Source organism: Nocardia sp. NPDC049526, from assembly GCF_044465765.1.
Classification (GTDB): domain Bacteria; phylum Actinomycetota; class Actinomycetes; order Mycobacteriales; family Mycobacteriaceae; genus Nocardia.
The window spans coordinates 337,258-356,987 of record NZ_JBITMA010000006.1; the positions used below are offsets into that span (position 1 = coordinate 337,258).

General features: G+C 66.9%; 21 protein-coding genes. 11 read left to right on the plus strand and 10 right to left on the minus strand.

Annotated elements, in window-relative coordinates; translation table 11 throughout:
• Positions 1-8: 8 nt before the first annotated feature.
• From ACIBW7_RS21285 to ACIBW7_RS21295, 3 genes are read left to right on the plus strand one after another with little or no spacing between them, the layout of a single operon-like run.
• Positions 9-662 carry a TetR/AcrR family transcriptional regulator gene (locus tag ACIBW7_RS21285; RefSeq protein WP_397048751.1) on the plus strand — a complete coding sequence of 218 codons (654 nt, stop codon included), beginning with the start codon at positions 9-11 and terminating at the stop codon, positions 660-662.
• A 45-nt stretch (positions 663-707) separates the two neighbouring features.
• Positions 708-1,526 (plus strand): acyl-CoA thioesterase, encoded by an 819-nt coding sequence (locus tag ACIBW7_RS21290; RefSeq protein WP_397048753.1) that lies wholly within the window; start codon positions 708-710, stop codon positions 1,524-1,526.
• A 19-nt stretch (positions 1,527-1,545) separates the two neighbouring features.
• Complete coding sequence (locus ACIBW7_RS21295; RefSeq protein ID WP_397048755.1) at positions 1,546-2,610, plus strand: dihydrodipicolinate reductase; 1,065 nt, start codon at positions 1,546-1,548, stop codon at positions 2,608-2,610.
• Between the two features lie 287 nt (positions 2,611-2,897).
• On the opposite strand, the gene ACIBW7_RS21300 is transcribed toward ACIBW7_RS21295, so the two are convergent.
• Genes ACIBW7_RS21300 through ACIBW7_RS21325 form a run of 6 tightly spaced genes read right to left on the minus strand, consistent with a single transcriptional unit; the run spans position 2,898 to position 8,840 of the window.
• Entirely contained in the window at positions 2,898-3,716 is an 819-nt protein-coding gene (locus ACIBW7_RS21300) for an SDR family NAD(P)-dependent oxidoreductase (RefSeq protein WP_397048757.1), read from the minus strand.
• 39 nt (positions 3,717-3,755) lie between these two features.
• Positions 3,756-4,898, minus strand: a complete 1,143-nt coding sequence (locus ACIBW7_RS21305; RefSeq protein WP_397048759.1) for a thiolase family protein — start codon at positions 4,896-4,898, stop codon at positions 3,756-3,758.
• A 30-nt stretch (positions 4,899-4,928) separates the two neighbouring features.
• On the minus strand, positions 4,929-5,345 hold the full coding sequence (locus tag ACIBW7_RS21310) for a Zn-ribbon domain-containing OB-fold protein (RefSeq protein WP_397048761.1): 417 nt from the start codon (positions 5,343-5,345) through the stop codon (positions 4,929-4,931).
• A gap of 11 nt (positions 5,346-5,356) precedes the next feature.
• Positions 5,357-6,271 (minus strand): ArgK/MeaB family GTPase, encoded by a 915-nt coding sequence (locus ACIBW7_RS21315; protein WP_397048763.1) that lies wholly within the window; start codon positions 6,269-6,271, stop codon positions 5,357-5,359.
• Positions 6,272-6,274: 3 nt separating this feature from the next.
• The gene (locus ACIBW7_RS21320; protein ID WP_397048765.1) at positions 6,275-7,420 is read right to left on the minus strand and encodes a thiolase family protein; all 1,146 of its coding nucleotides are present in this window, start codon (positions 7,418-7,420) and stop codon (positions 6,275-6,277) included.
• A complete protein-coding gene (locus tag ACIBW7_RS21325) occupies positions 7,413-8,840 on the minus strand; it encodes a class I adenylate-forming enzyme family protein (RefSeq protein ID WP_397048767.1) in 1,428 nt (475 codons plus the stop codon). Before ACIBW7_RS21325 ends, ACIBW7_RS21320 begins: the two co-directional genes overlap by 8 nt.
• 53 nt (positions 8,841-8,893) lie before the next feature.
• Here ACIBW7_RS21325 and ACIBW7_RS21330 point away from each other — a divergent pair, with 53 nt between their 5' ends.
• The gene (locus ACIBW7_RS21330; RefSeq protein WP_397048769.1) at positions 8,894-9,658 is read left to right on the plus strand and encodes an SDR family NAD(P)-dependent oxidoreductase; all 765 of its coding nucleotides are present in this window, start codon (positions 8,894-8,896) and stop codon (positions 9,656-9,658) included.
• Positions 9,655-10,428, plus strand: coding sequence for an SDR family NAD(P)-dependent oxidoreductase (locus ACIBW7_RS21335; RefSeq protein ID WP_397048771.1), 774 nt, complete (start codon positions 9,655-9,657; stop codon positions 10,426-10,428). Before ACIBW7_RS21330 ends, ACIBW7_RS21335 begins: the two co-directional genes overlap by 4 nt.
• A gap of 184 nt (positions 10,429-10,612) precedes the next feature.
• On the opposite strand, the gene ACIBW7_RS21340 is transcribed toward ACIBW7_RS21335, so the two are convergent.
• On the minus strand, positions 10,613-11,227 hold the full coding sequence (locus ACIBW7_RS21340) for a CGNR zinc finger domain-containing protein (protein ID WP_397048773.1): 615 nt from the start codon (positions 11,225-11,227) through the stop codon (positions 10,613-10,615).
• Between the two features lie 81 nt (positions 11,228-11,308).
• Here ACIBW7_RS21340 and ACIBW7_RS21345 point away from each other — a divergent pair, with 81 nt between their 5' ends.
• Together ACIBW7_RS21345 and ACIBW7_RS21350 are read left to right on the plus strand one after the other, a co-directional pair.
• Positions 11,309-11,734: a carboxymuconolactone decarboxylase family protein gene (locus ACIBW7_RS21345; RefSeq protein ID WP_397048775.1), complete on the plus strand. Its 426-nt coding sequence runs from the start codon at positions 11,309-11,311 to the stop codon at positions 11,732-11,734.
• Complete coding sequence (locus ACIBW7_RS21350) at positions 11,731-12,633, plus strand: phosphotriesterase (protein WP_397048777.1); 903 nt, start codon at positions 11,731-11,733, stop codon at positions 12,631-12,633. Before ACIBW7_RS21345 ends, ACIBW7_RS21350 begins: the two co-directional genes overlap by 4 nt.
• Positions 12,634-12,761: 128 nt before the next feature.
• On the opposite strand, the gene ACIBW7_RS21355 is transcribed toward ACIBW7_RS21350, so the two are convergent.
• Positions 12,762-13,826: a 2Fe-2S iron-sulfur cluster-binding protein gene (locus ACIBW7_RS21355; RefSeq protein ID WP_397048779.1), complete on the minus strand. Its 1,065-nt coding sequence runs from the start codon at positions 13,824-13,826 to the stop codon at positions 12,762-12,764.
• A 236-nt stretch (positions 13,827-14,062) separates the two neighbouring features.
• On the opposite strand from ACIBW7_RS21355, the gene ACIBW7_RS21360 reads away from it, so the two are divergent.
• The 4 genes from ACIBW7_RS21360 to ACIBW7_RS21375 all read left to right on the plus strand — a co-directional run bounded on the left by ACIBW7_RS21360 (position 14,063) and on the right by ACIBW7_RS21375 (position 18,129).
• The gene (locus ACIBW7_RS21360; protein ID WP_397048781.1) at positions 14,063-15,253 is read left to right on the plus strand and encodes an RNA-guided endonuclease InsQ/TnpB family protein; all 1,191 of its coding nucleotides are present in this window, start codon (positions 14,063-14,065) and stop codon (positions 15,251-15,253) included.
• Positions 15,254-15,385: 132 nt separating this feature from the next.
• Complete coding sequence (locus tag ACIBW7_RS21365) at positions 15,386-16,288, plus strand: acyl-CoA dehydrogenase family protein (RefSeq protein ID WP_397048783.1); 903 nt, start codon at positions 15,386-15,388, stop codon at positions 16,286-16,288.
• Positions 16,275-17,363, plus strand: a complete 1,089-nt coding sequence (locus tag ACIBW7_RS21370) for an acyl-CoA dehydrogenase family protein (protein WP_397048785.1) — start codon at positions 16,275-16,277, stop codon at positions 17,361-17,363. The genes ACIBW7_RS21365 and ACIBW7_RS21370 overlap by 14 nt, the downstream gene beginning before the upstream one ends.
• Before the next feature lies 1 nt (position 17,364).
• Complete coding sequence (locus tag ACIBW7_RS21375) at positions 17,365-18,129, plus strand: enoyl-CoA hydratase/isomerase family protein (RefSeq protein ID WP_397048787.1); 765 nt, start codon at positions 17,365-17,367, stop codon at positions 18,127-18,129.
• 22 nt (positions 18,130-18,151) lie between these two features.
• Here the strand turns inward: ACIBW7_RS21375 and ACIBW7_RS21380 are convergent, their stop codons facing one another.
• Positions 18,152-19,210 (minus strand): threonine aldolase family protein, encoded by a 1,059-nt coding sequence (locus ACIBW7_RS21380; protein WP_397048790.1) that lies wholly within the window; start codon positions 19,208-19,210, stop codon positions 18,152-18,154.
• Positions 19,207-19,602: an ectoine synthase gene (locus ACIBW7_RS21385; RefSeq protein ID WP_397048792.1), complete on the minus strand. Its 396-nt coding sequence runs from the start codon at positions 19,600-19,602 to the stop codon at positions 19,207-19,209. The genes ACIBW7_RS21380 and ACIBW7_RS21385 overlap by 4 nt, the downstream gene beginning before the upstream one ends.
• Positions 19,603-19,730 lie beyond the last annotated feature (128 nt).

The following is a 19,730-nucleotide window of genomic DNA, read 5'->3' on the forward strand; positions in this document are numbered from 1 at the left end:
GAGCGCCGGTGACCAGCCCGAGCGAAGAGCCAGCCTGGAAGCAGCGCGCCGTCGAGCGCTCGTTACGGACCGCGAAACTGCGCGCCGAACAGCGCGTTCAGCGCTTCCTCGACGCAGCGCAGGCCATCATCACCGAGAAGGGCAGCACCGACTTCACCGTTCAGGAAGTCGTCGACCGTTCACGCCAGTCGCTGCGGAGTTTCTATCTGCAGTTCGACGGCAAGCATGAGCTGCTGCTCGCCCTCTTCGAGGACGCACTCGTGCGCACCGCCGACCAGCTGCACGCCGCCGCCGATGCCAAGGCCGATCCGCTGGAGCGACTGCAGGTCACCGTCGAACTGTTGTTCGAGTTGTCCCGGCCCGATCCGGCCGCACAGCGCCCGCTGTTCACCGACTTCGCACCGCAGCTGCTCGTCACACATCCGGCGCAGGTCAAGGTCGCGCACGCACCGCTGCTCGCACTGTTCACCGAGCTCATGGAGCAGGCCAAACAGGCCGATCAGCTGCGCTCGGACGCGAACCCGCGACGGACCGCGGCGATGGTCATGCAGACGGTCATGTTCATCGCCCAGTCCACCGGCGGCACCGACGAGGAGACCGTGCACCCGATCACCGCGACCGAGGTCTGGAACTTCTGCGCCCACGGCTTCACCAAGGATTGAGAATATTATTCTCAATCAGGGAGAGTTTCACTTACACTCGGGGGTATGCCCGACCTCTGGAATGATCTTCTCGGCTGTCTCGACCTGACCGCTCGGCCGTCCCTCGACGACGAATCCGTCTTCGAGGGACGCAACCAGCAGCTCGAGTACTACCGCGTCTTCGGCGGGCAATTGCTGGGCCAGTTCATCCGCGCGGCCGATCTGACCTGTCCGGAGAAATCGGTCAAGTCGATGCACGCACTGTTCGCCCGCGAGGGCAGGACCGATGAGCCGATCCGCTATCGGGTGCGCCGACATCACGAAGGCCGCTCCTTCGCCACAGTGACCATCGTCGCCGAGCAGAGCTACGGGGTCGTGGCCACCGCATCGGTGTCACTGCACGCGCAGGCGCAGGGACCGGAGCACCAGAGCGTGCCCGCCGCTCCCCCACTACTGAGCGCCGAGCACAAGGTGACGTGGGACCTGCTGCCCTGGGAAACCCGATCCGCCGTCGATCTCGACGACACCGCTTCCGCCCCACCGGAATTCGAGTTCTGGATGCGCACACCGGACGTCGATCCGCGGCTGGCTCCGGCGATCATCGCCTACGCCACCGATCTCAACCTCATCGGGACCGCACTGCGGCCGATCGACGGTGTGTGTCAGCGCGGCAACGGCACCGCATTCCATTCGGCGGTGACCTCGCACAGCGTGTGGTTCCACCGACCGTTGCGCACCGACGAGTGGCTGTTACTGCGCCAGCACAGCCCGCTCATGGCGGGCAGCCGCTGTTTCGGCCGCGGCGATGTGCTGACCGAGAACGGCCTTTTGGTCGCCTCGTACGCGCAAGAAGCCATGGTGCGCTTCCCATCCGAGGTCGGGTGAACCCGTGGTCGTGAATCGAATGGTGATCAAGCGATCCTCCGACGCACCCGAGAACCGGCCGCACCGGGTGGTGCAATGGGCCACCGGCACCATCGGCGCGCGGGCACTGCGCGGTGTCGTCGAGCATCCGAAGATGGAGTTGGTCGGCCTGTTCGTGCACAGCGCGGACAAGGTGGGGCGCGACGCGGGCGAGTTCTGCGATATCCCGGCCACCGGCGTGCTGGCCACCGATGACATCGAGCGGATCGTCGAACTCGACGCCGACTGCGTGCTCTATATGCCGCTCGTGTTCGACGCGGAGGTGGTGATCCGCCTGCTGGCATCGGGCACCAACGTGGTGACGACATGCGGCCTATTCCACCACCCGCCGAGTATGGATCCGGCACTCCGACAGCGCATTCAACAGGCCTGTGCGCTCGGGGGCACCTCGATCCACAGCACCGGCAGCAGTCCGGGTTTCATCACCGAGGCGGTGCCGTTGGTGCTGTCCTCGATCCAGCGCCGACTGGACCGGCTGATGATCGACGAGTACGCGGATCTGTCGCAACGCGATTCGCCCGCGATGTTGTTCGACGTCATGGGTTTCGGGCGGCCACCGGGTGACTCCAACGCGGCCCGTGCGGAGCATCTGGCCGCGAGTTTCGGTCCGTCACTGCGGTTGGTCGGCGACGCGCTCGGCTGCCCGCTGGATTCGATCGAGGCACACGGTTCGGTGGCAACCGCGCGTGCGACCACCCGGATCGCGGCGGGCACGATCGAACAGGGAACCGTTGCGGCCCAACGCACTACGGTCTCCGGTCTGGTGGCAGGCGAACCGGTGCTGAGCTTTCGCGCCAATTGGTATTGCACCACCGATATCGAGGCCGATTGGGACCTGCGCGATACCGGATGGCATATATCCGTGGTCGGCGACGCGCCACTGGAGATCGACCTGCGCTTCCCGATTCCCCTGGAACAAATGGCCGCTGTATCCCCCGCCTATACCGCCAATCGGGCGGTCAATGCGATTCCGGCGGTATGTGCTGCTGATCCCGGGATTCGGTCGACGCTCGACTTGCCGCACATCGCGGCCGTCCTCGGCTGAGCGCATCGTAGCCGTGCTCGGCGGCGCACATCACGGCCGTACCTCGCGGCCGTACTCGGCGGCGCGCACCGCGACCGTAACCAGCGGCGCGCATCACGGTCGTGCTCGGCGGCGCGCATCACCACCGTACTCGACTGAGCGTTGTCGACCCCGGTGGCCCATCGCCTCGGTATCTATTGCCGCAGTGGCCAATTCGCGTCAAGTGACGGTGATACCTGCACATCGCGGCCGTAATTCGGCTGAGCAATTGTCAACCCCACGCGATATCTGTTGCCGCAGTGGTTAATTCACGGTCCGGCGATGGTGATATCGGCGAGCAGCGTGTCTACCCGGGCTCGCGCTCGCGTGGCTACTCCATTGCCGGGAGCCACGTGCACGCGGCCCGCTTCGATTGCGGCGAGTGCGGACTCGGCGACCTCACGCGGGGACAGGATTCCACCGCGAGCGGCAGCGAGGCTGCGCATCGAGGGTGTCGCGCCGTCACCGGAGGGCAGTTCGATCGCGCCCAACGCCGCCGAGTTCTGCCCGAGCGGGGTATCGACCAGGCCGGGGCAGAGCACGGTTGCGCCCAGCGCGGGCGCTACCTGCTTCAGCTCCAAGTCGAGCGTCTCGGTGAGACCGACCACCGCGTGCATAGTGCCCGTGTAAGGCGTGCGGCCCGGCAGCGGGGCGAGGCCGCCGGAGGAGGCGGTGTTGAGGAAATAGCCGGTGCCCTGCTCGATGAGCAACGGCGCAAAGGCCTTGACGCCGTGCACAACACCGAGAATCTTGACCCCGATCATCCGCTGCCAGGTGCGCGCGTCCTGATCCCACAGCGGCGCGGCCGGGCACACCACACCGGCGTTGTTGCAGACCAGATCCACCCGGCCGTAGGCAGCGATGGTGCGCTCGGCCAGCGCGCGCACCGATGTCTCATCGCTCACATCGGCCACCACGGCCGTGACCTCGGCGCCCTGCAGTGCTGCCGCCGCCGCGATCAGGCCGTCCTCCCGGATATCGGAGATGACCAGCCGTACCCCGCGCGCGGCGAGCGCCTCGGCCAGGCCGTAGCCGATGCCGCTCGCACCGCCGGTGATCACGGCGACCTGTCCCTCACGTATCAGCATCGGCGGCTCCTACTTACCGGGTGGTGGGTCGAAACGCCGTCAGAGGCTGAGAACCGAGGCCGCCGCGGTACCGGGTGCCCCATAGACCTGGGCATAGCCGACGCGGGGATTACCCGGCACTTGACGCTCGCCCGCCTGGCCGCGCAACTGCAGCACCAGTTCGTAGACCTGCCGGATACCGGAGGCGCCGATGGGTTCGCCGTTGGCGATGAGCCCGCCATCGGTGTTCACCGGCAGGCGGCCGCCGATTTCGGTCGCCCCCTCGGCGAGCAGCTTCTCCTGGTCGCCGTCGGCGCAGAAACCGTTCTCGGCCATATGGATAACCTCGGCGCCCGCGTCGGTGTCCTGGAGCTGGATCACGTCGACATCCTCGGGTCCGATCCCAGCCGCCTCGTATGCGGCCCGAGAGGCGTACACCGTCGGCGAGACGTCCTCGTCGATGGCGGCCCAGGTGCTGTGCACCTCGTACGCGCCGTAGCGACGCGTACGGATCGCGGTCGAGCGCAGGTAGACCGGATTGCTGGTGTAGCGGTGCGCGATATCCCCGCGGCACATGATCACGGCCGCGGCACCCTCGTCGGGCGAGCAGAACATGTACTGCGTCAACGGATAGTTCAGCATCGTCGAGTTCAGGATCTCGTCTTCCGGAATCGGCTTGCGCCGGAGGGCATTCGGATTTAGTGCGCCATTGCGGAAGTTCTTGGCGGCGACCTTGGCCAGGGTGCGCTGGGAGATGCCGTGCTCGTGGATGTAGCGGTTCGCCTTGATTCCGAAGAACTGGGTGGTGACGAACTGTCCGTTCTCCGCGTACCACGCGGGCAGCCCGAGCTTGGCCGGATCGTCGGTGAACGCGCCGCGGGGATGTTTGTCCATGCCGACCGCGATGCCGATGTCGTATCGTCCGGACCGGATCGCCTCCGCGGTCTGTTCGATCGAACTCGCGGCGGTGGCACAGGCATTGAACACATTGGTGAACGGGATTCCGGTCAGCCCGACCAGCCGGGTCACGGCATCGGGATTACTGACCTCATAACTGCCGCCGAAACCGAACTGGATGTCCTTCCACTCGACACCGGCGTCGGTCAGCGCCAACTGGATTGCGTCGGCGCCCATTTCGATGGCCGACTTGGCGAAGCGGCCGAACGGGTGCAGGCCCACGCCGATGATGGCAACGTCGTTCATTCAAATCTCCTCGGTAGCCGTAGCCGCTGTTCAGGCCGGTGCGAAAGCGACCGTGACGACTTCGTTCCCGTCGTCGTCGACGTATAGGGGGACGAAGGCCAGTTCGACATCCATCCCGAAGCGCAGCTCGGATGGTTCGGCCACGGTCAACCGGGCCTCCACCCGCACGTCATCGCCCAGCTGGATCAATCCGATCCCGAACGGCTCGAAACTTTCGGCCGTCTCCTTGCCCGCGTACGGCAGTTTGGGGACGAAGCCCTGGGTGGTCCAGGCCACGAGCGTGCCGTGTCGGGGCAGCAACCGTTCGGACATGTCCGGACCGCTGCAGCGCGGGCAGCGTGGTTGTTTGGGCCAGGTGACCGCGCTGCACGCGGCGCAGCGACTGCCGATCAACTGCGGATTCTCCGCCGGCCACGTCGAGACATCGGGCGCGAGGGCCTTTGCCATGCCGTCCTCCATCAGGTGGAAATGTCATTCTCATAAACTGTATACGCTATTTCCGGCGAAATGCGAACAGTGAAGAGTTGCTCCGCGGCGGTGTACGCGTCCAACTGTCCCGCCGCGACCGAGTCCGCCAATGCCGTCAATGCCGGATCGGTCCGCAATCGGGTCTGGGCCAGGGACAAGATCTGCGCGCGCGCCCGCGCGGTGCGCCGGTCGAGGGTGTCGGTGCGGTGGTGCGCGTCGATCGCGGCCACCAGCTCGGCGATCCCGACGCCCTTGGCCGCGACCAGGGTGAGGATCGGGGCGGCGGACTCCTGATGCAGATCCCGCACGGTCTGGTCGGCGCCCTCCCGGTCGGCCTTATTGACCACCAGGATGTCGGCGACCTCGAGCAGACCCGCCTTCGCGGCCTGAATCGCGTCTCCCGCACCGGGATTCAGAATCACCAGGGCGGGGTCGGCAATCGCGGCGATCTCGATCTCGGACTGTCCGACGCCGACGGTTTCGAGCAGGATCAGCTCGTGGCCGAGCGCGCCGAGCAATCGGATGGCGGCGGGCACCGCGGCCGCGAGACCACCCAGATGACCGCGCGTGGCCACCGACCGGATCAGCACATCGGGATCAGTGATGTGCTGCGCCATCCGAATTCGATCACCCAGCAGCGCGCCACCGCTGTACGGCGAGGACGGATCGACCGCCAGCACCGCCACCCGCAGGCCCTGCTCGCGGTAGGCGGCGACCAGTGCCGCGATCGTGGTCGACTTACCCGCGCCCGGCGGGCCGGTGACTCCGATGACCCGAACCGGGACCACGTCGAGCAGCGCGAGCACCTCGTCGCGCTGCGGCCCCTCGACTGCGCTCAGCAACCGCCCCGCGGCCCGCACCGATCCGGCCCGCGCGGCGGCGATGAGCTCCGCGATGGTACCCACGCGCTACGGAGCCGGGACCTCGATGACGGTGGCCGAACCCATCCCGCCACCCGCGCACAGCGCCGCGATTCCGAAACCGCCACCGCGACGCCGCAATTCGTGCACCAGCGTGACGATCATCCTGGCTCCGGTGGCGGCGACCGGATGGCCCAGCGAGCAACCGCTGCCGCTGAAATTGACCCGATCGGGATCGATATCGAGTGCCTCGGTCGCCGCGATCGGCACCGAGGCGAATGCCTCGTTGATCTCGAACAGACTCACCTCCGACAGCGAAATACCAGCCCTGGCAACGGCCTTGGTGATCGCGTCGATCGGCGCCAGCCCGGTGTCGTGCGGATCGACGCCGACCGAGGCCCACCCGCGGATGATGCCGAGGGCGGGCAATCCGAGCCGGTCGCTCGCGATGGCCAAGGCCGCGGCGCCGTCGTTGGAGCCCGAGGCATTGCCCGCGGTGATGCTGAAGCCCTCGATCTCCGGGTGCAGCACCTTCAATCCGGCCAGCTTTTCCAGACTGGTGTCCCGGCGCGGATGCTCGTCGACCGCGAACAGTCCGTGCGGAGTCTCGATCGGCACGATCTCCTCCTTGAACCGGCCCTCGTCGATGGCGGCAATGGCATTGCGGTGCGAACGCAACGCCCACGCATCCATCTCCGCGCGCGAGATGCCGGACGCCACCGCGGTGTTCCAGCCGACCGTTATCGACATGTCCAGGCAGGGCGCGTCCGGCCGGTCCGGATGGCTCGGCGCGACCCACGGGTCGATCCATTCGTCCGCGCCGACCCGGAAACGCACACGCGGCGCGGTGGATTCGGAATTCACGCCACCGGCGATGACGAGTTCGTCCATTCCCGCCCGGATGCCGGCGGCCGCGGTCTGCACGGCGGCCATGCCCGCGGCACAGTGCCGGTTGTGCGCCACACCGGCGACATTGGTCAGTCCGGCGGTGATCGCCGCATGCCGGGCCAGCACGCCGCCGCCGTAGCGGCCCTCGCCGAGGACGACATCGTCGATACGGGCCGGGTCGAGCCCCTCGGCGGCCGCGGCCACCACATGCTTGGCCAGGTCGAAAGCATTGGTATCGCGCAGCGTGCCCTTGCGGGCGGTTCCGATCGGAGCGCGCAGGGCGGACACGATGACAGCTTCAGGCATTGGTGTTCTCCATTTCGGTGACAAGGTTGCGGCGCAGCAGTTTTCCGGTTTCGGTCTTGGGCAGTTCGCGGCGGAACACGATGGTGTCGGGCGTCTTCGACGACCGCAGCCGCGTGCGGACCCACTGTTTGATCTCGTCCGGCGCGCCTGCGCCGACGAGCACCGCGACCAGTCGCTGCCCCCACTCCGGATCCGGTACCCCGATCACCGCGGCCTCGGTGATGCCCGGATATTCCAGCAGCACGTCCTCGATCTCGGCGGGCGCGATGTTCTCGCCGCCGCGGATGATGGTGTCGTCGGCGCGCCCCTCGACGAACAGATAGCCGTCGGCGTCCAGCCGCCCCAGATCCCGGGTGGGGAACCAGCCTTCGGCATCCAGGGCGCTACGGCCGCCGTATTCACCGGAGATCTGCTCGCCGCGCACGAATACCAGCCCGACCTCCCCCACCCCGGTGGGCTCGCCGGACTCGGCACGGATCTGGATCTCGATCCCGGGCAGTGGCTGCCCCACGGAGCCGAGTCGATCGCGGACGGCCGGATCGCCGGAGGCGAATGCGGCACGGTGATCCTCGGGTCCGAGTACCGCGATCGAGGACGCGGTCTCGGTGAGTCCGTACGCATTGACGAAGCCGGTGTCCGGGAACACCCGCAGCGCGTGCTCCAGCACCGGGCGCGGCGTGCGGGAGCCGCCATAGGCGAGACTGGCGAGCGTCGGCACTCCTGCGTCGAAGCCGTCGACGGCCGCGACGATGCGCGCCAACATGGTCGGCACCAGCATGGCGTGGGTGATCCGTTCGCGCCGAACGGTTTCCAGCCAGCCGGACGCGTCGAACGCCGCCAGGTAAACCACCCGGCGGCCGGAGTAGAGATTCGACAGCAGATTCGTCAGACCCGCGATGTGATAGGGCGGCACCGACACCAGCGCCGCGTCGGCCTCGGCCGCACCGCCGAACTCCACGGTGTTCAGCAAGTAGGCCATCAGATGCCGATGCCGCAGCAACGCCGCCTTGGGTTCGGAGGTGGTGCCGCTGGTGTAGATGATCGCGGCGACCGCATCGCCATCCCACGGCACCTCGAGTTCGGGCGCATCGGCGCCCGCTTCGACCAGGGCGTCGAGATCCTCGGGCCGCAGCACCAGCGCCCCTGGATGGCGATCCAGGAGCGTGGCCAACTGCTGTTCGCCGAGCCGATAGTTCAGCGGCACGAATGGCGCCCCCGCCAGCGCCGCCCCGAAGAGCGCGACCGGATACGCCAGGTGATTCGCGCCCAGATACAGCACGGCGGGATGCCGCTGGAAGCGGACGGCCGCGCGACGCGCATTGCCGAGCAGGGCGGCGGCGGTCAGCGAGCGATCGCCGACCGTGATCACGGTCCGATCGCCCGCCGATGCGGCCATGTCTAGGATCATGCTGATATTCATGAGAACATTATTCTCTCCATAGGAGAGTGTTAGTTGCAAGAGAGGATTGCGATATGCAGATCAGTGGGAGCGCTGCCATCGTCGTCGGCGGCACCGGCGGACTCGGCGAGGCCACCGTGCGTCGCCTGCACGCCGCCGGGGCAAAGGTGGTGGTCGCCGATGTCGCCGACGACAAGGGCAAGGAACTCGAGAAGGAACTCGGCATCCGCTACGTGCACACCGACGCGACCAGTGAGGAGTCGGTGCTCGCGGCCATTGCCGAGGCGGAATCCCTTGGACCGCTGCGCATTTCGGTCGACACCCATGGCGGCCCGGCCACCGGCGGCCGCCTCGTCGGCAAGGACGGCTCGCCACTGACACTCGACGGTTTCCGCACCACCATCGAGTTCTATCTGACCGCCGTATTCAATGTGCTGCGCCTGTCGGCCGCGGCCATCGCCAAGACCGAGGCATTGGATGAGGGCGCCCGCGGTGTGATCGTCAACACCGCCTCGATCGCGGGATACGAGGGCCAGATCGGCCAACTCCCCTATTCGGCGGCCAAGGGCGGCGTCATCGGCATGACCCTGGTGGCGGCCCGCGACCTGTCCCCGCTCGGCATCCGGGTGGTCACCATCGCGCCGGGCACGGTCAACACGCCCGCTTACGGCAAGGCCGCCGACCAGCTGGAGGGCTACTGGGGACCGCAGGTGCCCTTCCCCAAGCGGATGGGCCGCTCGATCGAATACGCGCAGTTGGCCCAGTCCATCATCGAGAACGACTACCTCAACGGCGAGATCATCCGGCTCGACGGCGCGCTGCGCTTCCCACCGAAATGAACGGGCAACCATACCCCGGGTCGGTCGAAACACTCGGCGGCAAGGTCGCATTCGTCGCCGGCGCCAGTCGCGGCATCGGTGCGGCGATAGCCGCCGGGTTGGCCGGAGCGGGTGCGGCAGTGGCCGTCGCCGCGCGCTCGGAAACCGAGGGCAAGCTGCCGGGCACCATCGGTTCGGTCGCCGACCGGATCACCGCCGCGGGCGGAAGGGCATTGCCGGTGGCGTGCGATGTCACCAGCGAGGAGTCGGTCGAAAATGCCGTGGCCACAACGGTTTCGGAATTCGGCGGTATCGATATCCTGGTCGCCAATGCGGGCGTGATGTGGTTGGGCCCGATCGAGACCACACCACTCAAGCGCTGGCAGCTGTGCATGAACGTCAACCTGACCGGCGTCTTCCTCGCGACCAAGGCCGTCATCCCGCATCTGAAAGCCCGCGGCGGCGGCTCGCTCATCGCGATCACCACCACCGGTGTGGATATGATCCGCGGCGCCAACGCGTACTGGGTGTCCAAGGCCGCCGTCGAACGCCTCTACCTCGGTCTGGCCGCGGAACTGAAGGACGACAACATCGCGGTCAACTGCCTGAGCCCGACCCGGGTCGTATTGACCGAAGGCTGGCAGGCCGGTGGCGGTGGCCAGGAAATTCCGCCGAATATGGTCGAGCCGCCGGAAACGATCGCCCGCGCCGCGGTGCTGTTGGCGGGCCAGGATGCCACCGGTATCACCGGCACGGTCCAGCGTTCGGAAGTGTTGATTCCGAGGGGATGATCGCTCGGAACGGATCGGCCTGAGCGCCCATCGAGGAATGGGCGCTCAGGCCACTCCCCCTGTCGCATACGCGCAACTACCTGTGACCGATTCGACCGGAAACGATTGTTCGTCACCAGGATGACGGTCTTCACCGCTAGCACAGATTGGCGACTGACCGCCTGGGCTTGGGGGCCAAAGGGACTCAGCCGGGCGGCTCAACTCGTCGACCGGCTACACCACCAGCGGTGCTGGAGATCTGATCGACGGCGCGGCGGGCACGCATCGCTCGGACGCGCCCGCGGCTTGCACACGATGGGGAGGGGCACCAGCGGCGCCGGCCGACAGGATCGATGAACACACCCCGGCAATCGTGTTCCGGGCAGGCCTTCAGCGCGGCGCGTTGGGCGCCGGTCAGGTAATCGACTGCCTCCCTGGCGATGCGGATGAGCGCATCGGCGGCGGTAGCCGGGGGTTCGCGGCGCAATCGATCAGTAGCGATCAGGTGCACTGGGTCATCGTGTGCGGCGAGGAGTGCGCTCAGTTCGGTGGCCGCATCAGCCGGCGGTGGATTGCCGTCGATGGTGGCCAGTACCAGGACGCGCAGTGTCTCGCGCAGCTGGATCGCCTGGGCTAGCTCCAGGACAGTGGGCTGTCGAGCAGGCAGCAACTCACTGCGGTCGAGCCATTCGGCGAACCGCGTGGGCGTGTCGAGCCGCTCTACCGGGTGTGCGCTGAAACTGCGGCCCTTGGTGGCCAGCAGATTCAGCCAGGTGGCGCCGCAGTCGAACCGGAACGCGTATTTGTCCTCTGTCACCACGAGAAGATTGTAACGCCCTACTCGTTACGCATGCTACGGTCGTAACGCTTCGCCCGTTACAACTATTCGAGGTGTCCGATCGTGACAAACCCCCTTTCGCTATCCCAACAGCTGACTCCAGCCCGGTTCGACCGCGCGGAGGGATACCGGATGCTCGACCTGCTCCAGGACGACGCCACTCAGCAAGCTGCGCTGCCCGGTCTGGAACAGCTGGTGCCCGGCTTCGCCGACTGGGTGGTCACCGCGTTGTTCGGCGGAACCTACCTGCGCGGACAACTGTCGCTACGGGATCGGCAATTGGTGAACCTGGCTGCGCTGACCGCGATCGGCGGCGTCGATCCACAATTGACCGGACATGTGAAAACGTCGCTGCGGGTGGGACTGTCTCGGGCGGAGATCCTCGAGGCCTTCGTACACCTGGCGCCCTACATCGGAGTACCCAAGGCGCTAGCCGGCCTGCGGGTGGCCGCCGCCGCGCTCGCCGAGGCCGTGGAGGACTCCCAGTGACCGGCACGATACGCACCGTGCTCGGCGATATCGAGCCCGAGAGCCTGGGGGTCTGCAATGCGCATGACCATCTGTTCATCAGCTCTCCGCAGCTGCCTGGTCAAGAACTCGACGACGCCGAGGCCGCCCTGCTCGAGTTGAATTCCTTTGCGGCGCTGGGTGGGCAGGCGGTGGTGCAGTGGACGCCGTACGGAATGGGGCAGCGGCTCCTGGACCTGCCCGAGCTGTCGCGGCGATCCGGTGTGCATCTTGTCGCTGCGACCGGCCTACATCAGGCCAAGCACTACGCGGCGGCCGAATTCGCCGGCATCCGCGACGATCTTGCCGAGCTGTTCGTTCACCAGCTGACCGCGGCGCCGGTGCGGGCGGGACTTATCAAGGTAGCCAGTGCTTTTCACCACATCGACGAGCACACCCGACACGTACTGGCCGCCGCGGCCGCCGCTCACCACGCCACCGGCGCACCGATCGGGGTGCACCTCGAGGGCGGTACGGCGGCCTCGGCGGTGCTCGACGAGCTCGCCGGAACCCACGGCGTGCCGCCCCAGCGCGTGATCCTCGGCCATCTGCACCGGTTCCCGGACAGTTCCATTCACCGGCAGGTCGCCGCCGCCGGCGCGTTCGTCGGGTTCGAAGGGCCGTCGCGAGCACACCACACTGTCGACTGGCGCCTGTTCGACAACATCGCGGCCTTGGTCGAAAGCGGGCACACCGATCGGATCCTGCTCGGCGGCGACACCGTCACCGCCTCGGCGCGCTCGACCGCCGACGGGCCCGGGATGGCCTACCTGCTGCACACACTGCGCCCCCGCATCGAACGCGAACTCGGCCTCGAGATCGCCACAGCTGTTTTCACCACGAACCCGGCCCGTGCGTTCAGCACACACTGGCGCAGGTGATACGTACGGGTCGCCCAATTGGCACCATGGATTCCGTTCGAGCGTTGCGACGATCCCGCAAGCCCGGCGACATCGCCTGGTAGGGGTTCTTCGGCCGGCAGACGTCGCGGCACGGCGCGCGGTATCGCTCACTCGTAGTCGACGGTGATGGAATCCGTATCCGGTACCGCCTGGCAGGTGAGGACGTAGCCTTCGGCGAGTTCGTCGTCGGTCAGTGCGTCGTTGCGGCGCAGGGTGGCGTGCCCCTTCGTCACCCTGGCCATGCAGGTGGCGCAATTGCCTGCCTCGCAGGAGAACGGGGGTGTGAGGCCGGCGCGGCGGGCGCTGTCGAGCAGTGTTTCGCCATCCTTGCGCGGGACCGACTTCTTCTTGCCGTTCAGGATGATCGTGACGGTGTTGTCGGTGATCGCGACCGGGGGTGTGGCCGTGGGGGTTTCGACGATCGCGACCGAACTGGTGTCCGTAGCGGTTACGACGGCCGCGGGGGTAGTGGGCAGCGACGGGGCCGGCGCGCCGAATCGTTCGCTGAACACCAGCCCCGGTCCGGGCAGGGCGTTCTCGACCATCTCCATGAAGGCCTCGGGTCCGCAGATATAACTGTCGGCGCCGCCGTCCGCTCCGACGAAATCGCGGATCGCGCCGGGTGTCAGGAAGCCGCCGTCGGCATCGAGGTGGCGGATCACCTGGAGCCGCCCCGGGTAGCGGCCGACCAGTTCCGCGAGTACCGCCTCGAAGATCACCGACTCCCGATCGCGGTCCGCGCACAGCAGCCGCACTTGCCGGGCGGTGCTCGCCAGCGCGCTCTTGGCCAGCGACAGGATCGGCGTGATGCCGCTGCCGCCGCTGAAACCGAGCAGCGGTGCCTCGGTCGGGCGCAGACAGAATCGGCCCGCAGCCCTGGTCAGCTCCAGTTCGTCGCCCTCGACCACGTTGTCGTGCAGCCAGTTCGAGACCTGTCCGCCGGGCACACGCTTGACCGTGGTCATCAGTTCGCGGTCGGTTTCCGGCGCACTCGACATCGAGTAGGAGCGGAACAGGTCCTTGCCGTCGACGTGGACTCGGAACGTGCAGAACTGCCCGGATCGATATGCGATCGGCCCGTCGTGCGGGGCGAGCACATAGGTGCGCGCGTCGGCGCTCTCTTTAACGATCCGCGTTACGGTCGCGCGCTGGAATAACGGGGGTCTCGCCATGAACTGCCTCCTCCTGGTATTAAGATTCTAGTACAAGGAGAATTGTATTCTCTCCGACGAGACGGGATCTTCTCATATGGGGTCTAACGACAGCCGCCGCGGTGCCGCCCCTGCCGCGACCGTGCGCGCCGAACCGGTTGGTGAGGAAGACCACGTGTGCGTGCACGATGAAAACGCGGTGTCTGCCGGTGCGAATGTTCCCATGGTCGTCTATGAACCGTTGGTAGGGTCGGGGTGTGCAGCTTCGGTACAACTTCCGCCTGTATCCCACTGTGGGGCAACAGCGGTCGTTGGCGAAGGCGTTCGGGTGTGCCCGCGTGGTGTTCAACGACGCGTTACGCGCGCGGCGCGAAGCGTTCGAAGCCGGGCAGCGGATCAGCGACGGCCAATTATCGAGGCGACTCACCGAGGCCAAACGCACGCCGGAACGGGAGTGGCTGACCGAAGTGTCGTCGGTCGTTCTGCAACAGGCGCTCGCCGATCTGAACACCGCCTACCGCAACTTCTTCACCTCGGTAACGGGCAAGCGCACAGGTGCCGAGGTCGCTGCGCCGAGGTACCGGTCTCGCAGAGACAGCAGACAGTCGATTCGGTTCACAAAGAACTCCCGGTTCGCGCTCACCCCCGGCTGGAAGCTGCGGTTGCCGAAGATCGGGGACGTATCGGTTCGCTGGTCACGAGAGCTGCCCTCGGCACCGTCGAGCGTGACGGTCGTGAAAGATGCTGCGGGCAGGTATTTCGCGTCGTTCGTGGTGGAAGTCGAGTCCGGGCCGCTGCCGCTGTCGGATTCCGAGGTCGGTATCGACTTGGGGTTGACGTCGTTCGCGGTGTTGTCCAACGGCATCGTGATCGAGAACCCGAGATTCCTGCGCCGTGCCGAACGCAAGCTCCGCAAAGCGCAACAGTCATTGTCACGCAAGCAGAAGGGCTCCAACAACCGAGCCAAGGCGCGACTGAAGGTCGCGAAGGCGCACGCCAAGGTCTCCGACACGCGTCGGGACTGGGCGCACAAACAGTCCACGACGATCATCCGCGACAACCAAGCGGTGTACGTCGAGGACCTGTGCGTCAAAGGTTTGGCGCGCACGAGGTTGGCGAAGTCGGTTCACGATGCCGGGTGGGGCATGTTCACCCGCGTGCTCGAAGCCAAGGCCGCGCGGTATGGGCGACGCTTCGGCAAGGTGGACCGCTGGTTCGCATCCACGCAGCTGTGCTCATCCTGCGGTGCACTGACCGGCCGCAAACCGCTGCATGTCCGCCAGTGGACGTGCACGTGCGGCACCATCCACGATCGGGATGCGAACGCCGCGAAGAACATTCTGGCCGCAGGACGTGCGGACAGCCCAACGCCTGTGGAGCTGGTGTCAGACTTGGCCTCGGCCGAGCGACCGGCATTGAAGCAGGAACCCACCGGAAGCGCGGCATAGCCCGCACAGACCGGAATCCCCCGCCGTCAGACGGGAGAGGATGTCAAAAGCGGCCGCGCCGCGTGGTGTTCGTCCCCGAAATCCCGCGCCTGCCCTCCGGCAAGGTGTTGCGCCGAATTCTCAAGGAGCAGTATGGACGTTCGTCTCACCGGTGAACAGCGACAATTGCGGGACGCCGCCGCGAAACTGGCCGACGACCTCGGCCCCGGCTCGGTGCTCGACCTCGACGACACGGCCCGGGTGACCCGGCTGGCGAAGGCGGTCGACCAGACCGGCTGGCGGGCACTGCGTTCGGACGGCGCTACCGGAGTCGAGGTGGCGATCGTGGCCGAGGAGTTCGGGCGCGGACTGGTCGATGTGCCGTTCCTGGGACCGGTGCTGGCCGACGATCTGCGCGGTCCGGCCGATGATGACCAGCGCTGGACCGTCGCTGTGGCGGCCCGGGCGATCGACGCGCAGGGCGCCGATCGAGCGCTGGTGATCGACGATGGCCGGCTGCTCGTCGGCGGGGTCGGAGCCGAACTCCCCGGTGCGGATCTCACCAGGGTCGATGCGGAGCTCACCGGTCGACCCGACTTCCTCGGCGAACTGTCCGCCGATCAGGTGGCCCAATGGCAGGCCTTGGCGCTGGTGGCCACCACCGCCGATCTGGTCGGTGTCGCCCGCGGCGCGCAGTCCCTCGCCGTCGAATACGCGAAAGTCCGTGCGCAGTACGGCAATACGATCGGCTCGTATCAAGCGGTCGCGCACCTGCTCGCCGAGAGCCAGGCCCTGATCGAGGGATCGATCAGCGTCGCGCGCCACGCGGCCTGGTCGGTCGACGAATTGCCGCATGCCGAGTCGATGCGGGCGGCGCGGATCGCGAAGCTGTACTGCGCGCGGGCCGCGCGGACGGTATGCGAGACCGCGATTCAAGTGCACGGCGGCATCGGCAATACCTGGGAGTGCCTCGCGCACGTGTACCTGCGCCGTGCCCTGACCTCGACCGAATTGTTCCCCGTCAGCCTGGAGGAGATCGACCTTGGACTTTCGTGATGCACCGCAGGAGGCCGAATTCCGGGACCGGCTGCGCGCCTGGCTGGCCGAGGTGGCCGCTACATTTCCGACCTCGGGCGACGAATACTGGGCGCGGCAGGGCGAATGGCATCAGGCGCTCTACGCGGCGGGATTCTTCGGTCTGTCGTGGCCACGAGAATTCGGTGGCCACGACCTTTCACCGGTCTACGACGTCATCCTGGACGAGGAGTTGGCGATCGCAGGTGCGCCGCCACGCCCCAGTCTCGGCTACCTGGTCGCAGGTCTGGGGCGGCACGCGAGCAAGGAACTGCAGCAGCGGTTCCTGCCCGGCATGATCAACGGCACCGAGCGCTGGTGTCAGGGTTTCAGCGAGCCGGGGGCCGGTTCGGATCTGGCCGCGCTGACGACCACCGCGACGCGCGAGGGCGACCACTACGTCATCAATGGCCACAAGATCTGGACCAGCTATTCCGATGTCGCCGACTGGTGCCTGCTCTTGGCGCGCACCGATCCGGATGCGCCACGGCACAAAGGTATTTCGGCATTCATCATCTCGATGAAGCAGCCGGGTGTGCAGCAGCGGCCACTGCGAATGATCAGCGGAGTGACCCGGGAATTCGGTCAGGTGGAATTCGACGGTGCGATCGTGCCCGCGGATCAGCTGGTCGGTGTACCCGGGGAGGGCTGGAAGCTGGCGATGACCGTCGTCGGACACGAACGCGAGCCGTCCACCCTGGGATTCGCGGCTCGATACGGAAAACTGGTGCGCCAGTTGGCCGCTCGCGTCGAGGGCAAGGCGCCCGAGGAACTCGCCTGGGCGGCGGTGCAGACCGAGATGCTGCGCCTGCACGTGCGGCGACGGCTCTCCGAACAGCTCGACGGCGTCACCCACGGGCCCGACGGGTCGCTGGACAAGCTGCTCATGACCTGGGTCGACCAGGCGGTCGGCCATGCGGCGCTGGCTGTCGGCGGCACCCGCGATCCGGAACTGCTCGGGTCCTACTTCTACAGCCGTGCACAGAGCGTCATGGGCGGTACCTCGCAGATACAGAAGAACATCATCGCCGCCCGCATTCTGGGATTGGGAGTTTGAAATGTATGACATGCCAGCCGAAATCGACGTCCGCGCCGAGGGACCGGTCCGGATCATCACGCTGAACCGACCCGATGCTCTCAACGCCGTCAACGATCCGCTGCATGCCGGGCTCGCCCGGCTGTGGCCCCGGCTCAGTGCGGACAGTGGGGCACGGGTAGCTGTGCTGACCGGCGCGGGCCGGGCCTTCTCCGCGGGCGGCGATTTCACCTACCTCGAAGAACTCAGCCGCGATAGCGATCTGCGCGCCAAGACAATTGCTGACGGCCGTGACATCGTGCTCGGCATGGCCCGCTGCCGGATCCCGGTGATAGCCGCGGTCAACGGTCCGGCAGTCGGTCTCGGCTGCAGCCTGGTCGCGTTGAGCGACATGGTCTACATCGCCGAAACCGCGTATCTGGCCGATCCGCACGTGCAGGTCGGTTTGGTCGCCGCCGACGGCGGGCCGCTCACCTGGCCCCTGCACACCAGCATGCTGCTGGCCAAGGAATACGCGATCACCGGCGCGCGGATCCCCGCCGCCAGGGCACGCGAGATGGGTCTGGCCAACCACGTCGTCGAAGATCCGGTCGCCGAGGCGCTGGCCTGTGCCCAACGGATGCTCGAACTTCCACAGCAGGCGGTGGAGAGCACCAAGCGCGTGCTCAACCTGCAACTCGAGCATGCCGTCCTGGCCACACTCGACTACGCCCTGGCAGCCGAGGATCTGACATTCCAGAGCGCGGACTTCCGAGCCAACATCGCCAGGCTCACCGCAAAGCGCTGAGGTTCGCGCAAAGGCCTCGTGTTCAAGCGGTCATCTCCTGGGCGATGGCGGCTGCGAAGGCGTCCACGTCGGCCTCGGTGGTATCGAACGAGCACATCCAACGGACCTCGCCGGTGCGTTCGTCCCAGGTGTGGAAGCGGAACAGTTTCTGCAGCCGCTCGGTGACCTCCCGAGGCAGTACGGCGAAGACAGCGTTGGCCTGGACCGGCCGTACGATCTCGATGCCGGGCACTCGGGCGACGGCCGTGGCCAGCCGGGCCGCCATCGCATTGGCGTGCCGGGCGTTGCGCAGCCACAGGTCGCCCTCCAGCAGTGCGACGAACTGCGCTGACACGTACCGCATCTTGGAAGCCAGCTGCAGCCCGGCCTTACGCAGGTACGTCACGCCGCGCACCGCGTCCGGGTTGAGCACCACGATCGCCTCGCCGAGCATCAGGCCGTTCTTGGTACCGCCGAACGACAGCACATCCACCCCGACGTCAGCGGTGAACGCGCGCAGCGGCAGATCGAGCGCGGCGGCCGCGTTGGCCAGCCGGGCGCCGTCCACATGCAGCAGCATGTGGCGCTCGCGCGCCAGCGCGCCGATGGCCGCGATCTCGTCGGGTGTGTAGAGCGTGCCGAGCTCGGTGCTCTGGGTGATGGAGACAACCTTGGGCTGGGCGTGGTGCTGATCGCCGAAGCCCCACGCGTACCGGTCGAGCAGTTCCGGTGTCAGCTTGCCATCCGGGGTGGGCACCGGGATCAGCTTGAGCCCGGCCACCTTCTCGGGTGCGCCGCACTCGTCCAGATTGATGTGCGCGGACTCCGGGCAGACCACTGCGCTCCACCGGTCGCACATCGCCTGCAGCCCAACCACATTGGCACCGCTGCCGTTGAAGACCGGATAGACATCGGCACGGTCGCCGAAATGGTCCTTGATCAGCTCGCGCAGCCGGGCGGTATGGACGTCCTCGCCATAGGCCGGTTGGTGGCCCTCGTTGGCGGCGGCCAGCGCCCCCATGACGTCCGGGTGCACGGAAGCGTTGTTGTCACTGGCGAAACCGCGTAGCGGCTCGCCCTCGTGGTCAGAGGTGTCGCTCACTGATCCTCTTCTGTCAGCAGTGGGAAGGCGCCGTTCTCGTCGTGGACCTCGCGGCCGGTGAGGGGCGGGTTGAACACGCAGACCGCGCGGAACTCGGTGTGTGCGCGCAGGGTGTGATGCTGGTGTGCGTCGACCAGGTACATCATGCCGGGCTCGAGGCGGCGCTTTTCACCGGTCTCGTCGTCGACCAGTTCGCCCCGGCCCTCGATGACGTAGACGGCCTCGACGTGGTTGGCGTACCACATCTTGATCTCGGTGCGCGCGCCCACCACGGTGTCGTTCAAGGAGAAGCCGACCTTCTCCTTGGCGAGCACCAGGCGACGGCTGGTCCACGTGGGGCCCTTCACTTCGCGCTCGGTGCCGATGATCTCTCTCAGTGAACGGACGATCATGGAGTACGTTCCTTTTGCTTTGTACGTTTCCTGCGAACACTAAGAGCATGGCTGCTGGCGCAGATCACCGAAAGTGGCAGGAATGCCCCCTATCTCTAAGATCCCGCCATGCCTCCCTTGGTATGACC